Source organism: Chroococcidiopsis sp. SAG 2025, from assembly GCF_032860985.1.
In the GTDB taxonomy this organism is placed as follows: domain Bacteria; phylum Cyanobacteriota; class Cyanobacteriia; order Cyanobacteriales; family Chroococcidiopsidaceae; genus Chroococcidiopsis.
On record NZ_JAOCNC010000001.1, the window covers coordinates 4,049,894 to 4,064,928 of the forward strand.

The window sequence follows — 15,035 nt, forward strand, 5'->3', positions numbered from 1 at the left end:
GGCGCACAGCTGTGCGCCCCTACGAAATGTGTACGATCTATTTTTAGATCGCTCAAGCCAGCCAAATAGATACCAAAGCCAAAAAAGCATTAATTGCATAGAATACGGCAACCACTTGTAGTTCCGACCACCCAGACAATTCTAAATGGTGATGGAAGGGAGCCATTTTAAACAGACGCTTGCCTTTACCATCGGCTCCTTTGGTGGCTTTGTAATAACTAACTTGTGCGATCACTGATAAAGATTCGACAAAAAAGATCCCACTGAGGATAAATAGCGCCCAGAGGGTGTTACTCATGAGAGCGACTCCTGCTAACGCGCCTCCAAGTGCTAAAGAACCCGTATCTCCCATAAAGACGCGAGCGGGATTGCGGTTATGTACTAAAAAGCCGATACAGCTACCGCTCAAACAAGCACAGAAAATTGCCAAACTGGGGAAATTAGGCGCGACGATCGCTCCCAATCCTAAAAGCGCGATCGCTACCGTTCCTCCTGCCAAACCATCCACACCGTCGGTTAAATTAGTGGCATTGCTTTCTGCCGTCAAGACAAACACTGCTAACGCCCAGAATAGCAAACCCAAGGGCAGAGCAAACCCAAAAGGTAACGCGATCGTCGTCAGATCTCCCGATCGACTCCACAGCCACAGGCAATATAGGCAACCGAAACCAACTTGCAGAGCCAGTTTCAGACGTGGGGAAATACCTTTATTAGACTGGCGACGCAAAATTTGCCAATCATCCAACCAGCCAATAAACCCGTAACCGACCGTAATTCCAGCAATCGCCAATACAGGGGCGAGGTGATGATTTTCCAGCACCAGCGCCGATAAGATGATGCTAGCGATGACCGCTACAGGTACAAAAAATATGCCACCCATCGTCGGCGTACCTGCTTTTTTTAAGTGTGCTTGGGGACCGTCTTCGCGAATGACTTGTCCGGCTTTTAACTGCTGAAGGATCGGGACTATCCAAAAACCAACTGCGGCAGTGACAGCAGTGCAGAATAAGAAAGGAAAAGTTAGCGATCGCCCTTGCCAGGGTAGGCGCTGCGCTGTTAGATCGAGAGTCAGCGAGGCGGTAGCGAGTGCAAGGCTTAGGACGATAAGCAGTCTCGTACCGGAGAGATGGAAAGACCAGAAAGAAGATGATTTCGCGTCCACAACAAAGTTGCCTTTTGACTAGATACGTGCTGAGGACATTATCGGAACTGAATCGAAAGTGCTGCCTTGAAAGTATTTAAATGTAATATTTTTGAAGCGTCATTGGTCATTGATTATTCGTTCTTTGTGAGTTGCTAATGACCAATGACAGATGACAAATGACTCTCAGCTACGCATCATCAGCTTCATCAATATCTCCTAAATCATCGTCATCATCGTAGAAATCGCCAACATCATCACCTTCAAGCAAGTCGAGAGAAGAGTCGCCGTCTTCCACTTCGGTTAGCAGATCTGGTTCCTGAACGCCATCGCGGGGGATCAACCGACCGTTAGATTGCAACCAGTCAATTAGTGACGATTCTTGTTTTAAAGGAATGACACGAGCTGGCTGTTCCCGTGGTTCTTCTCTAAGCGGAGAGTTGTGCATATTTAAGCTTTGCTAGACAAGGAGATGCAATTATACATCTAAAGTTTATCATTTGGTAATTGGTAGTTGGTAGTTGATTGCTGGTTGTTGTAAGTGACAAACGATCGACAATAATAGCTCTGACAAAAAAATTATCTGATCGTAGATAGCAAAAACTACATGGCTTCGTATGATGAGACTATATAGCAAAGAAGTCAGAAGTCAGAAGTCAGAATTAACTCCCGACTCCCGACTCCCGACTCCCGACTCCCGACAAAGAGGAGATAAAAATGTTAGGAAAAGAAACACTTTTGGAAAAGATTGCTGGTAAGAATCGCGGGTTGTTATCAACAGAGGTAGATAAACAAGCCGTCCTCGCCGCGATCGCTCAGTTAGAAGACCGTAATCCTACACCTCGTCCGGTAGAAGCTGGCGAACTCTTGAATGGAGACTGGCGCTTGCTCTATACGACAAGTAAGGGATTGTTAAATATCGACCAATTCCCATTACTCAAACTCGGTCAAATTTATCAATGCGTTCGCGTTCAAACTCAAAGTATTTACAATATTGCCGAAGTTTACGGCTTGCCTTTTCTTGAAGGAGTAATTAGCGTTGTCGCTAAATTTACTCCTGTCTCCGAACGCCGAATTGAAGTTAAATTCGAGCGATCGATTATTGGTTTACAACGCTTGTTTAGCTATCAGTCGCCTGCTAGTTTTATTCAAGAAATAGAAGCAGGAAAAAAATTTACGGCTTTGGATACTAAGATTAACAGTAACAGACAACAAGGCTGGGTAGATATTACCTACCTGGATAGCGATTTACGCATCGGACGGGGTAATGAGGGGAGTATCTTCGTATTGACTAAAGTTTAGTTTGTTGAGAATACAGCCATTACTTTAATCAAGCAATTCACCGAAACGTTCGCGATAGCGTGCCAACATAGACTCTAACTCTGTTGCCTGTTGAAGCGCTGCTTGCGCCTGTTGCTGTGCTGCTTGCGCTTGTTGCTGCGCTGCTTGTGCTTGCTGTTGTGCTAACTCTCTTTGCTGCTGTTCTGCGATCGCAACTTCTTGCGGAGTCGGGATTAATTGACCATCAGGAGTAAAAAACCGTAACTTTTCTTCAGAAATCCCTAAATACAACTCTAGTTGCTGACTCCACAACCAACCTTGAGGATTTGGCTGTAATTCTTGGTATTGACCTCCAACCAATTGAAAGCCTTTGAATTCAAAACTTTTTGGGTCGAACCAGAAATATTCTGGGGTGCGGAAAGTATCTTGGTAAATTTGTTTTTTTAAACCCCTGTCAGTTTTAGCGGTTGTATCGGAGAGAACTTCTACGATGACGTTCGGATACTTACCATCCTCTTGCCAAACAACCCAGCTTTTGCGTGGTTTACGTTCAGTACCTAACACGACAAAGAAATCTGGACCTCGAAACTGTTCTGATTTGAGTTGGCGAGGACTGTAATATATGGTGAGATTACCAAAAGCATAAAAATCTTGACGGTCTTTCCACCACAATTCCAAGCATTCAATTAGCAGTAGCAGTTGGCGTAAATGTAGTTCGCTTTCCAAAGGCGGTTCGTCACTCCATAAGTCCCCAGGAGGAAAGATAACATCTTCTGGTTCAAAGTCTGGAGTTTCTAAGTCTTTTGCCAGGGACATCGCATTTAAACCTGGGAATGTAGACCGACATATTATAGTTTAGTGTAAGAAGGCAGGAGGCAGAAGTAATAAACTATCCCTACACTCTATACCCCGCACTCTATTAATTGGTCACTGATATATCATTTCCCATGTGGGTGTAATACATTCGCAGGGGCGCACGGTTGTGTGCCCCTACAGATCCATTTACCTCATTTAACTGAGAATTGCTATAACTGGTCACTGATTATCAAAATTTGCCGTGTAAAGCTTCGCGCCTTGGAAATTCGCACCAGTTACAACTGCCCCATCAAAAACAGTGCTTGCTAATTGTGCTTGTTGAAAATTAGCACCTTTTAAATTTGCATCAATCAAACTTGTGTCGCTAGCCAAAACTTTCTGCAAATTAGCTTTTTGTAGGTTAGCACCCTCTAAATCTGCACCTTCTAAATTAGCATTTGTTAGGTTAGCACCTGATAAATTTGCATTTCGCAAATCCGCACCAATTAAATGAGCGCCACTCAAATTTGCCCCAGAAAGATCGCAACTCGGGCATTCTCCAGTTGCCAGTAATTGTCTGACATGGGTGGGGTTTTCTGCCCGTACAGGAGTCGCAATCGAAAGAGCAGCGATCGCAACCGTAGTAGAGAGCATTGCTAGTTTCATCTTGCTTAACCTCAATTCACGGATGCAGCTATCTAGTAGCTTGTTACTAGGATCGCTCAATTAATCTGCTATTTCCATCAGGCAATAGGCGGAACTGGATAGCAATTATACTCAACCTTAGAGAGAAAACATCAAAGCTTGATGCAAAAAATATGTAATTTGTCAATACCCTTGCACCGAATTTTTTGTCAACATTCCCAGATTGGGAACGCGCACGTTGCTCGCTATTTCCAGAGGGCGATCGCTAATCGCACGGCTAGGTTGAGGCACGACTGCTGCTAAATATTTTTGTACTAGCTCACCCAACACAGCAACCCCGCGATCGATGTCTGCAAGGGAATTAGAAAAATTTAAGCGCAGGGCTGGATAACCTTGGTGATTGGGAAAAAATGCCGTTCCAGAGGCGACGAGAATCTTACGAGATAATGCTTCTCGACAAATCGCTTGTGCGGATATACCTTCTGGCAAATGTACCCAAAGAAATAGCCCTCCCTGGGGAATAGTCCAACTGGCTTGGGCAGGAAAATAACGCTCTAAAGCCTGAAGCATGGCGTTACGACTTTGAAGATGGTTTGTCCGCAAGCGGTTGAGATAGCGACGATAATGTCCGCCAGCCAAAAACTCGCTGACAATTGCTTGCGAAACTGTAGATGAGTGCAAATCTTGCAGAATTTTCTGTTCTAAAATTGGTTGATAATGCTTGCCCGTCACAACTGTATAACCGACTCGCAAACCAGGCATTAAAGTTTTAGAAAACGTACTGATATAGGTGACAATATCGCTGCGATCTAAAGCTTTAATTGGAGCTGCAACAGGCTCAGATTCAAAATTTAGGGCTTCATAAGCATTATCTTCCAAAATGGGACATTCGTATTGTTGAGCCAGGGCTAACAATTTTTGGCGATGAGTTTGGGAAGTCGTAATCCCAGTCGGATTGTGTAAAGTACTAATTGTATAAATTAATTTAGGGCGATGACTGCAAAGATATTGTTCTAACAACTCCAAATTCATACCTTCTGCTGTCATGGAAATACCAATAACTTTAACGCCCAAATTTGCGAGTATTCCCAAAGCTCCGTGATAGGTAGGTGTTTCAACAATTACCCAATCTTCATGCTGAAGATAGTAACGCATTGCCAGCGATAAGCCTTGTTCCGAACCATTGGTCACGATAATTTCTTCAGGAGAAACTTCTAGACCTTGGTTTAATAGCATCTGGGCTATTTGTTGGCGCAAAACAAGTTGTCCTTGTGGTAAATCGTAGCGGAATAGAGTATCGGTAGAATTGGCGATCGCTCGTTTGGCAATGCGTTGAAAATTAGCCAATTCTTGTGTTAGAGGAAATCCAGAACTAAAATTAATAATGTCTTTTTGTTGTTGAGCTTGCAAAGTAGCCATAATTTGCTCGCAAAAAGTTTCTCCCGTTTCAAAAATCGTCACTTTTTGAGTTGGAGAAAAATGCGATCGCCATTGTGGTGAGGATACAGTATTGCTGACAAAATATCCCGCACCTGGACGAGATTGAATTAAACCGTCAGCTTCTAATACACCATAAGCCTCAACAATTGTTAATTTATTCACACCAATACTTGCTGCTAAATTCCGAATTGAAGGCAATTTTTCCCCAGAAGCGAGTTTACCAGATTGAATCAAACGACTCAAATAGTCGCGAATTTGTAGATAAAGTGGTTGGGGAGAGTGGCGATTTAAAATAATTTTCATAGTAACTTGCTAATCGCTAATCGTTAATTGTTGATTTTCGGTTGGTATTTTCACTACTTACTTGTACGGGCGGGTTTTGAACGCAGATTTCTTATCTTAGTCGTGAGTCTTTTGCGAAACCCGCCCCTACGATAACTGACAATTGACTTGTGTACGGGCGGGTTTTGACTCCTAGATTTACCGTTTTAATTGTCAATCTATCGGCTAAACCCGCCCCTACGATAACTGATAATCGCACTATAAAAGATTTTCCCAAGCTGCACACGGTACAGTTCGCTGCATTTGAACTAGGACAGTTGAGAATTGCGATCGCTGTACTGGTATGTAAACTGCTTTTTCTAATCGAACGGTGAAACTTAATCCATTACCTTCAACACATCTCTTGGCAAGAGCTTATCTTTAAACCAAACAATCTTAGCTGGCACGTCATTCATTTTGACACCTGCTTTTTCTAAATTCAATCGCTCGGAAATTGCCAAAATCAAATTATCCGATTGAGCGCGACGAACTTGAGAAAATTTCTTTTGCAAATATTCCGGTCGCCAATAACCGACAATTTCTAACAAAAATACTCGCCCGTCGGGATTTACCAAACGAAAATCAGGAATCATGACGCTACCAGGAATTGGAATTAGATCGACTTCTCGCTCTAGTACCCATTCGGTTTTTGTGGCATTCCAACGCTCGACAAAAGCCGCTTCTAGCATACTGTCATAAGGCTTACCTGGCGGATAATGAGAGACTAAACCGCACTCAGAATTTAGCGTAAATCGTCCTGTTTTCCAGTTATTAGTGTAGAAATCGCGGGTTTGTAAAATTGCGCTCAAACTCCATTTAGTGACGTGAAGTAAAGCCGGAATAAGTTTAGCGATCGCCAGCCCATATCTCGTACTAGGATTAAATAAACTCGCTGGACCATCAACCGTAATTGTAAATCCGTGGTCGGCATCTCCTTCGATATATGCCATTAATTGAAATAATTTGAGATAGCGAAATAACAGCTTATATTCTCCTGGGACGTTGCGATGAGCGTTGAGAGTTAGGTGGCTGGCGCGATAAAATACCCCTTGAACTTGGGATAAATTGTAGCGGTGCAGTAGCGCTTCTGGTGTTGGCGGCTCGAACCGCGTCATGATGCGATTTTCTGCTAAGTCTGCATACAAACCCGTGCGAATTTGTTCGGGGAAAACTTCTTTGTCTAATTCGCGGCTGAGTTGTAATGCTAACTGTTCCAATACTTGGTGGCTCTGCTGGGGGCTGGGAGACGATTGTGCTGCAAGAGCGAAGACTCGTTCGCGCAGCATTGGTGGTTCTAGGGGGCTGACAATTTCAAATTCGCAGAAGCCACTGCGCAGGAGATATGCTAAGCCACGTTTGAGGCGATAATCGGGGCTATCTCCTTCGAGTTCTTGTAGTTGTCGGTCGAGTTCTGCTTGGATGTTACCGAGATTTTCTTGGAATGTGGTAATAATATCAGTGGCGATTTCTAGGTTGTGTTTGTCTATTTTGAGTCGCTTTGGGGTGATTTCTTCCCCATTTTGGCGGTGCATGAGTAAGTCGGTTGGAAGCATAGATTAAGATTTGGTCGCGCAAAGACGCAAAGGCGCAAAGGGGCAAAGTTATTCTTCGGTTTCTAGGGAGTTATTATCGTCCCATTTTCCTGAAGATTCAGCGGCGCGTTGGCTGGTGCGATCGCCACTTCCATAGGTAATCTGTTTGGTAGGTACGATCTCTAACTGTGTAACTTTCCCCTCACTCCTCACTCCTCGCTCCTCACTCCTCACTCCTCTTAACTCCTCGTCTCCTCACGGAAGTCCTTTCTTCGCTGGTGTCTTCGGCTACGACTTCATACATTAGGGCAAATTTGTCTTTGTCTTTACCTTTACGTAGAATTCGCCCCAAGCGTTGAATGTATTCCCGTGCTGAGCCTGTACCGGATAAAATAATGGCAATTCTGGCGGCTGGTACGTCTACACCTTCGTTGAGGACGTGGGAGGCGATGAGGGTTTTGTATTCCCCTTCCCGAAATTTAGTTAAAACTTCGTGGCGTTCTTTGACGGGGGTTTGGTGGGTGATGGCGGGAATGAGAAATTCTTGCGATATGCGGTAGACTGTGGCGTTGTCGGCAGTGAAAATTAGCGTTCTTTCTGGATAGTGTTCTGCTAATAAGTCGGCGAGAATTCTGATTTTGCCATCCGTGCCTAAAGCAATTTCTTTGGCTTGACGGTGTGCGAGCATGGCTCTGCGTCCGGCGGCGGATCTGGCGCTGGCTTGGACGAATAATTGCCATCCTTTGAGGCTACCGAGAGAGATTTTGGCTTCGCGGAGAAAGTCGTTACGGGTTTGAATCAGTTGGTTGTAGCGATCGCGTTCGTGTTGTGATAGTTTGACTTTAATCTGTACGACTTCGTGTTCTGCCAGCGCTTTACCCGCTAAATCGGCGGCGGTTTTGCGATAGATTTCTTGTCCGATGAGCAGATTTAAGTCTGAGTGTTTGCCATCGGTGCGTTCTGGAGTTGCAGTCAGTCCGAGACGATAAGGCGCGATCGCGTATTCGGCAATGACGCGATTAAAATCTGTGGGTAAGTGATGGCATTCGTCAAAGATCAATAGCGCGTAACGGTTGCCTAATGCTTCAGCATGGATTGCCGCACTATCGTATGTCGATACTAATATGGGCGTGCGATCGCGGGAACCACCCCCCAATAATCCCACTTCAACATCGGGAAATGCAGCTGTTAGGTGGGCGTACCACTGGTGCATCAAATCCAAAGTTGGCACGACGATCAACGTGCTGCGGGGAGTGGCTTGCATCGCCAACTGCGCTAGATAAGTCTTCCCCGCTGCTGTCGGTAACACCACGACTCCCCTACGTCCGGCTAGTTTCCAGGCTGCCAATGCCTCGCTTTGATGCGGATATGGCTCCATTTCCATGCTAGGAGATAGTTCTAGCGGTTCAAAGGCTTTAGCTTCATCGCTAAAGTAACTTCCTTCTGCTTGTAGTGCTTCTACAACTTGGCGATATTGAATGGCAGGAATGCGAAATTTTTCTACCCTGTCATCCCACGTCGCATAGTCCACCCACGATTTACCTCTGGGTGGTGGGTGCAAAATTAACGTACCGCGATCGAACGATAGAGTAGGAGTACGAGGCATTAAAAAAAGTTGTAATTCGTAAGTCGTAGTAAGTCGTACGGGCGGGTTTAGTAAATAGATAGACAACCCAGGCAGTCAATCCAGGATCAAAACCCGCCCGTACGGAAGTCGGAAGTCAGAAGCCGGAAGTAACTAATGACTGCTAACTAGCCATTGATGTTTGTTTACTTTACTCACTTTATAAAGAGACTGGAACGGCTGGCAATAATCAGTTATCAGTTATCAGTGAAAAGTAGTAGTTGGTAGTTGGTTGACAGTAAACGCGCTCCGCTACACTGCGTGAAGACAGTTGACAGTTCTTGCTCCCTCTGCCCCTCTGCCCTTCTGCCCCTCTGCCCCTGAAGCTCCCCGACTCCCGACTCCCGACTCCCACCTGCAATTGCGGTTACTTACGTAAATCTACGCCAGTGTAGTTCACACTTCGCAAAATATGAATCATAATATACAAACTTGAGTTAATTAGCATCTCACTTGTTTAGATAGCAGTCGCTGCAAGGTAGGGAAGTTATGCTAGGGCAAGCTTGGAAAAAATTACTTTGGCTGACGATAGTTTCGCTCTGTATCAGCATAGCCGTGCCAATTTGTGCCCAAAACTCTCCTGTAAGCGCTTATCAGCCTAATTACTGGCAGCCAGTATCGCGGGTGAATCCTGGTGGTCCTGTTAATGTGATGTTAGTTAATCGCACCAAGTCACCCTTGAAATATAATTTTCTCGACGATCGCGGTGAGAAAGATTTACCAGTTGGGGACAGCGTTCAAGAAAAAATTTCCTTCCTCCCCATCGATATTGCTATTTACGATCCTGCGCCTCAAACTCCTACTAGCAAGACTAGCGGATTGAAGTATAAAACTACTGTTGATAAACAAAACAATGATGTGACAGTCCAAGTTTTATCTAGAGAAGATAGCAGAATGAGTGTAGTGAGAATTGCTAAGACTGGATCGATTTATATTTTTTAGAAAAGCATTTATTAGAAAAATCTAACGAAAAATATTACTATGCCACGACACAATCCCTACAATTTGCAGATGGAAATTACCCGCTTGTTCGAGCAGGGACAATCGTTTTTTGCCACAATCAAGGTGCAAGATTGGTTAAAACAGCGTAACGAAAATCCTGCCGACTACGACATTCTTTTCCATCAAAAACCAGCTCCACCTGGCTCCAAAGCCGTCATTGCAGTTGAAATTGAACTGCGGCGTAAAGACGGACAACCAGTCGATCCTTGGTTGCAAGCACAAGCGAATTTACATGCATAAAATTGGGAGCAGGGAGCAGTTGTCAGTCAACCATCAACTGACTTTCCCAGCTAATTCACTCACAACCGCAGCTAATTTATCGGGATTGACTGGCTTGGCAATGTGGCGTTGAAAACCTGCGTCTATAGCTCGATCGCGGTCTTCCGATCTAGCATAGGCTGTAAGTGCGATCGCAGGAATTTGTCCGCCTTGTTCTGGTGGTAGTTGTCGCAAGCGATGAATCAAAGCATATCCATCCTCTTCTGGCATTCCAATATCGCTGACGAGGACGTGCGGCTGAAACTGGGCGATCGCCTCAATTGTCTCCCGGGCAGTTTCACGAGTCACGACTTTAGCTCCATACTGGGTCAAAACTGTATTGAGTAAGTCTCTGGCATCGGCTTCATCATCGACGACAACAATCCGTAAACCTTCTAGGGATGGAGGCGCGATCGCAGTTTCTTCTTTTTGGCTCTGAGGTAGCTCTGGCTCATCCAGATTGTAATCTACGGCGCGAATTGGCAGAGCTACGGTAAATGTAGCCCCTTTACCCAATCCTGCACTTTCAGCTCCTACCGTACCACCATGCAGTTCTACCAAATGACGCACGATCGATAAACCCAGTCCTAAACCACCATACTCTCTGGTCGTAGTGCTGTCTACTTGCAAGAAGCGATCGAAGACGTGGGGTAAAAACTCGGGACTAATACCTTGTCCGTTATCAGCGACTTGTACTTGTACTTGAGAATCAAACTGAAATAAACGCACTTCAATTCGTCCGTCTCTGGGAGTAAATTTAACGGCATTAGCAAGCAAATTCCAGAAGACTTGCTGCAAGCGGTTGGCATCTCCCATGACTGGTCTAACGCTAGAATCTAATTTCGATTCAATCTGAATGTTTTTGGCTGTTGCTGCGGGTAAGACGGTTTCAATCGCGGCAACGATAACTGGTGCAATGTCTATCGTGTGAATCTCTAAATGCAGCTTTCCCGTAACGATCCGCGACATATCTAAAATATCTTCGATCAACTGCGCCAGAGATTTTGTATTGCGATCGATAGTCTCTAAAGCGCGTGCTGTCGTCTCTTCATTAAACTTGCGGTTACGAAGTAACTGCGTCCACCCCAGCATTGCATTTAAAGGCGTGCGTAATTCGTGAGATAGAGTAGCCAAAAACTCGTCCTTGATTCGATTGGCTGTTTCTGCTTCTTCGCGAGCTACCTTTTCCCGTTGTAACAATCGTTCTCGTTCTACTTCCGCTTGCTTGCGTTCCGTAATGTCCGTATGAACGCCGATCCATTCCCTCACGCTACCATCTGTTTCTAAAACTGGCACGCCACGGGCATTCATATACCTATACTCGCCGTCGTAGCGCCGCACCCGATGCTCCATCTCGTACACGCTGCGATGAGCCAGAGCTTTTAACCATGCTTGCGCAGTGCGATCGCGATCTTCTGGATGAATGGCGGCAATCCACCCCCATCCTTGATACTCTTCAAACTTTTGTCCGGTAAAAGCACTCCATCCAGGCAGTTCGGTAACGACTTCCCCTTCTGCTTGAGTATCCCAAATAATGTTTGTCGTCGCTTCTACCAAAGAACGATAACGTTCTTCACTCCAACGTAGAGCTTCCTGTGCGGCTTTGCGATCGCTCAAATCTAGAATAAAGTCGATAATTTCCGGTTGAGGCGTATTTGTATCTGCTAACAAAGCTCCACCAATTAGAATTGGGACTCGCGTACCATCTTTACGGATATATTGTTTCTCAAATGGAGCTGCAATTCCGTGTTTTTTCAGTTCTTCAGCTGCTTGAAGATCTAAAGGAAGAAACTCCGCAGGAGTTAAACTGTCCCAATGCAATCTTCCTGCCAGCAAATCTTCTCGCTCGTAACCTATGAGTTGGAGAAAATAGTCGTTTGCGTAATGAATTTTTCCCTGAAAGTTCCCAAAGGCAACGCCAAAAATATTTGACTCTACCAAACGTCGAAACCGCTTTTCACTTTCTGTCAGAGCTGCTGCCGATCGCTCGGCGGCTTTACGCGACGAAGAGAGCGAGTGCGTCATGGCAAATAGAATCATACTCATTGCCACTCCGGTAAAGGCGACGAAAGGCGCGAGATTGATTTCTGAAGCCAGTTCTAATTCAGGGCGAGAGGTAAAAACTAAACTCCAAGTACGTCCGCCAAGATCGATCTTTTTGTTAGTCTGAAATTGCGGCTGATAGCGGTTATTTAGCGTATGAGATCTGGATGAGTGTAGCAGATTTGCCGAGCTGACGTTGTTACTATCGTAAATTTCAAAATTCACCAAGCGGTCTTCATCGCCAAAAATACCATTAATCAGATCGTCAGCCCGAAAAGGACTGTAAATAAAACCCATTAACTCTGTTTGCCTTTGCGTTTTTGTGGCGGGAATATTACCACCACGGTAAACCGGAACGTAGATTAGAAAACCCGCTTGCTTGTGTTTGTCAATTTCTTGAACTAAAGTTACTTTACCTGAAGCAGCGGGAATACCAGTATCGCGGGCGCGTTCCATCGCAGCGCGGCGCACTGGCTCGGAGAACATATCGTAACCAACTGCAACTCGGTTGCGACGATCTTGTGGTTCTAGATAGATAATGGCGTGATATTCCGAACGAGGATAGTTGGGGCGGATATTGAAATTAGCGATTCCCTGTTGCCGCATCTGGGTGACAAACGCATCTTTCGCTGCTGCTGGCACTCGCGCCGAATAGCCAATTCCTTGAATCCCAGGATAGCTACCGCGCAATTTCGTCCGATTGACAAAAGCTCGAAATTCTTGCGGTGTTACTGCTTCACTCGCGGCAAATAGACCGCTTCCTGCCCGTAATAGAGTTATGTAAGCCTCAATCCGATCTTGAATCTTGGCTTGAGTTGTTTGGACATCATTTTCAAACTGCAACCGCTCTTTATTTTGAACCGTACTCGATACATAATAAGTAGCTGCCGTAGTAAATAAGAGCGAGATCGTCAAAACAAAATAGGGAATCCAGCTTCGACGTGGTTGTAGATACCTCCCAAATAAGTTCGCTTTCATTCGTCGCTTCAAATTACAGAATATCAGCCTAAGATAGCAATAAAGTTAGTCATAGTCGCGCGTGACTTTTGGGGCGATCGCACCCCCAAGCTACACTTGAGCGCTTAAGACTGCATATATTGCTACAGACAATATTAACCAATTATAAAAATAAACTTAGAATTTCTCGCTCATCTCTACACCCCACACCCTTTCTTCACCAATCGCTTTGTAGAAACGTTACATGTAACGTCTCTACACTGATAACTGTACGGGCGGGTTTAGCATATAGATTGACAACCAAAGTTATAAATTTTTGGTCAAAACCCGCCCCTACGATAACTGATAACTGTATTCAGACAGATATTTAACTCCTCAATCGCAATAATTGAATCTCTGTTCGTTGGTTCCGATTATCGTAGGGAGAAATATCCCCTCTGAGCTGGCTAAAGCCTTTTCCTACTGCAAACATTTTATGTTGCAGACCGCGTTGTTTGAGATAATTAACAACTTCTTGCGCTCTTTGCTGGCTTAATTTTTGGTTTAAATCGGCTAATCCTTTTCTAGAAGTATGACCGATGACTCTTATAGCTACAGTCTGCGAATTAAACTCGGCTATTTGCTTAGCTAATCTATCGAGTGTTTGCTTACCTTTCTGAGTTAGTGTAGTCGAGCCAAATTGAAACTCTATGTCTCCCTGTACGCGCAAATTTCCCAGATTAGAGGTATTTTCAAATTCAGAATTAGTATCGTTCGCTACTCCTTCTAGTAGACTATCAGCTAGTTTTGGATTGTCAGAGCGGATCGAACTAATGAGCTTCTGGGTATGACTAGCGGCGCGATCAAGGAACTGGTAAGTAAATAAGTTTTGAGGAGTTGGAGGTACTTGTTCCATCCTACCTGTTAGCGTCAACACCGCAGCTGTAGAATTTATTCTTTTCTCTAGCGTGCCATCCCTCATCCAGTTTTTCGCCTCAACTGATGTAAAAAAATCAATTCCTTGCATGACTGTTGTTGCATCGCTAGCTGATAAATTACCATCCCGAGCGATTTGATTTTGTAACAACAGACGATCGCTAGTAGATGTATCAATTAAACGATAATAAGTTTCTAAAAAAGCTGAGATTTTTTCAGGTTGCGATTGGAGAATGCGATCGCCAGCAACAATAACATCGACAATTGCACCTGGAGTATCTCGACTTGATAAGACTACTGTATATCCTTGTTGCCGAGCTTTCGTGACAAAAGGTTCCCAAAGTATAGCTGCTGCTAGATTTGAATTAGATTGCAATTGCTTCCAGGCATCAGCAGCATCGACTACTTTTATTGTTTGAAAATCTAATAACCTAAATGCTTCAAATTTAGCATCTAGCAACAAACCTAGATATTCACTGGGAGAATCGCCAGCAAAAATAATGCCTAACTGGTTCTGCGATCGCCTCTGCTGTACTAATTGGTTCAGAGCTTGGAGCGATCTGAGGTTAGGATATTGTTTCGTGTTTAAAACAACCGCATCACCTCCCATTGTGTAGTTAATCAAACCAACTATTTTCCCTTGGGGTTTTTGTTTCAAAAACTGATCTAGAGTTGTGACTAAGAAATCGGCTTGTCCTTCATTTAAAAGTCGAGCGCGTCGAGCTTGATTAAATTCATCTTTATAGTGCGCTTCAATTTGAAATTCTTTGAGTGCTTGCCGCAATCGATTGCTCCGAAAAGTACTGTAGCCGCTAAATGTGTCGCCCAAAATTGTGATTGTTTTTGAGTTACCCTTATCTCCTAACCGCTGAAAACTTTGAGTGCTGACGCTTTGACTGCGCCAAAAGAATAAGCTTCCTCCCAGTAGCAGTGATAGTATTGACACTAATGTCAACCAAGTATTAGGGAGATAAAACCGATACCGAGTTATTTTTTTACTATTAGATACACTATTTCTAAAAGTACTATTTCTATTTAAAGCATAATTTAGCTCTAGTGGCTGCTTGCATAAATCGCACCG

The 15,035-nt window shown here is 44.4% G+C and carries 14 protein-coding genes; 4 read left to right on the forward strand and 10 right to left on the reverse strand.

Translation table 11 applies throughout. The features are described from left to right. Positions 1–52: 52 nt before the first annotated feature. Entirely contained in the window at positions 53–1,162 is a 1,110-nt protein-coding gene (mraY, locus tag N4J56_RS19575) for a phospho-N-acetylmuramoyl-pentapeptide-transferase (protein WP_317107964.1), read from the reverse strand. A 169-nt stretch (positions 1,163–1,331) separates the two neighbouring features. Then, the gene (locus tag N4J56_RS19580; protein ID WP_015156101.1) at positions 1,332–1,589 is read right to left on the reverse strand and encodes a DUF3134 domain-containing protein; all 258 of its coding nucleotides are present in this window, start codon (positions 1,587–1,589) and stop codon (positions 1,332–1,334) included. 269 nt (positions 1,590–1,858) lie between these two features. On the opposite strand from N4J56_RS19580, the gene N4J56_RS19585 reads away from it, so the two are divergent. After that, positions 1,859–2,443, forward strand: coding sequence for a PAP/fibrillin family protein (locus N4J56_RS19585; RefSeq protein ID WP_317107965.1), 585 nt, complete (start codon positions 1,859–1,861; stop codon positions 2,441–2,443). Between the two features lie 24 nt (positions 2,444–2,467). On the opposite strand, the gene N4J56_RS19590 is transcribed toward N4J56_RS19585, so the two are convergent. From N4J56_RS19590 to N4J56_RS19600, 3 genes are all read right to left on the reverse strand, one after another. Then, complete coding sequence (locus tag N4J56_RS19590) at positions 2,468–3,238, reverse strand: Uma2 family endonuclease (protein ID WP_317107966.1); 771 nt, start codon at positions 3,236–3,238, stop codon at positions 2,468–2,470. Between the two features lie 219 nt (positions 3,239–3,457). Further along, positions 3,458–3,883, reverse strand: a complete 426-nt coding sequence (locus tag N4J56_RS19595; protein WP_317107967.1) for a pentapeptide repeat-containing protein — start codon at positions 3,881–3,883, stop codon at positions 3,458–3,460. A gap of 162 nt (positions 3,884–4,045) precedes the next feature. After that, the gene (locus N4J56_RS19600; protein WP_317107968.1) at positions 4,046–5,605 is read right to left on the reverse strand and encodes a PLP-dependent aminotransferase family protein; all 1,560 of its coding nucleotides are present in this window, start codon (positions 5,603–5,605) and stop codon (positions 4,046–4,048) included. Positions 5,606–5,754: 149 nt separating this feature from the next. Here N4J56_RS19600 and N4J56_RS19605 point away from each other — a divergent pair, with 149 nt between their 5' ends. Continuing rightward, positions 5,755–5,958 carry a hypothetical protein gene (locus N4J56_RS19605; RefSeq protein WP_317107969.1) on the forward strand — a complete coding sequence of 68 codons (204 nt, stop codon included), beginning with the start codon at positions 5,755–5,757 and terminating at the stop codon, positions 5,956–5,958. Positions 5,959–5,961: 3 nt separating this feature from the next. On the opposite strand, the gene N4J56_RS19610 is transcribed toward N4J56_RS19605, so the two are convergent. Genes N4J56_RS19610 through N4J56_RS19620 form a run of 3 tightly spaced genes read right to left on the reverse strand, consistent with a single transcriptional unit; the run spans position 5,962 to position 8,761 of the window. After that, the gene (locus N4J56_RS19610) at positions 5,962–7,176 is read right to left on the reverse strand and encodes a DUF790 family protein (protein ID WP_317107970.1); all 1,215 of its coding nucleotides are present in this window, start codon (positions 7,174–7,176) and stop codon (positions 5,962–5,964) included. Positions 7,177–7,224: 48 nt separating this feature from the next. Further along, positions 7,225–7,368, reverse strand: a complete 144-nt coding sequence (locus N4J56_RS19615; RefSeq protein ID WP_317107971.1) for a hypothetical protein — start codon at positions 7,366–7,368, stop codon at positions 7,225–7,227. 10 nt (positions 7,369–7,378) lie between these two features. After that, positions 7,379–8,761 (reverse strand): DEAD/DEAH box helicase family protein, encoded by a 1,383-nt coding sequence (locus N4J56_RS19620; protein WP_317107972.1) that lies wholly within the window; start codon positions 8,759–8,761, stop codon positions 7,379–7,381. 507 nt (positions 8,762–9,268) lie between these two features. Between N4J56_RS19620 and N4J56_RS19625 the strand changes: the two genes are divergently transcribed. Next, a complete protein-coding gene (locus N4J56_RS19625) occupies positions 9,269–9,721 on the forward strand; it encodes a hypothetical protein (protein ID WP_317107973.1) in 453 nt (150 codons plus the stop codon). Between the two features lie 39 nt (positions 9,722–9,760). Beyond that, positions 9,761–10,021 carry a hypothetical protein gene (locus N4J56_RS19630; RefSeq protein ID WP_317107974.1) on the forward strand — a complete coding sequence of 87 codons (261 nt, stop codon included), beginning with the start codon at positions 9,761–9,763 and terminating at the stop codon, positions 10,019–10,021. Between the two features lie 33 nt (positions 10,022–10,054). Here N4J56_RS19630 and N4J56_RS19635 read toward each other — a convergent pair whose 3' ends face one another. Continuing rightward, positions 10,055–13,060 (reverse strand): CHASE domain-containing protein, encoded by a 3,006-nt coding sequence (locus N4J56_RS19635; protein ID WP_317107975.1) that lies wholly within the window; start codon positions 13,058–13,060, stop codon positions 10,055–10,057. A gap of 346 nt (positions 13,061–13,406) precedes the next feature. Further along, a complete protein-coding gene (locus tag N4J56_RS19640) occupies positions 13,407–14,900 on the reverse strand; it encodes a phosphate ABC transporter substrate-binding/OmpA family protein (protein WP_317107976.1) in 1,494 nt (497 codons plus the stop codon). Between the last annotated feature and the right edge of the window lie 135 nt (positions 14,901–15,035).

What these genes read in the sequence shown, in the direction of transcription:
- N4J56_RS19580 (WP_015156101.1), bottom strand. Translation starts at nt 1,589, where the DNA reads ATGCACAACTCTCCGCTTAGAGAAGAACCACGGGAACAGCCAGCTCGT.
- N4J56_RS19585 (WP_317107965.1), top strand. Translation starts at nt 1,859, where the DNA reads ATGTTAGGAAAAGAAACACTTTTGGAAAAGATTGCTGGTAAGAATCGC.
- N4J56_RS19590 (WP_317107966.1), bottom strand. Translation starts at nt 3,238, where the DNA reads ATGTCCCTGGCAAAAGACTTAGAAACTCCAGACTTTGAACCAGAAGAT.
- N4J56_RS19595 (WP_317107967.1), bottom strand. Translation starts at nt 3,883, where the DNA reads ATGAAACTAGCAATGCTCTCTACTACGGTTGCGATCGCTGCTCTTTCG.
- N4J56_RS19600 (WP_317107968.1), bottom strand. Translation starts at nt 5,605, where the DNA reads ATGAAAATTATTTTAAATCGCCACTCTCCCCAACCACTTTATCTACAA.
- N4J56_RS19610 (WP_317107970.1), bottom strand. Translation starts at nt 7,176, where the DNA reads ATGCTTCCAACCGACTTACTCATGCACCGCCAAAATGGGGAAGAAATC.
- N4J56_RS19620 (WP_317107972.1), bottom strand. Translation starts at nt 8,761, where the DNA reads ATGCCTCGTACTCCTACTCTATCGTTCGATCGCGGTACGTTAATTTTG.
- N4J56_RS19625 (WP_317107973.1), top strand. Translation starts at nt 9,269, where the DNA reads ATGCTAGGGCAAGCTTGGAAAAAATTACTTTGGCTGACGATAGTTTCG.
- N4J56_RS19630 (WP_317107974.1), top strand. Translation starts at nt 9,761, where the DNA reads ATGCCACGACACAATCCCTACAATTTGCAGATGGAAATTACCCGCTTG.
- N4J56_RS19635 (WP_317107975.1), bottom strand. Translation starts at nt 13,060, where the DNA reads ATGAAAGCGAACTTATTTGGGAGGTATCTACAACCACGTCGAAGCTGG.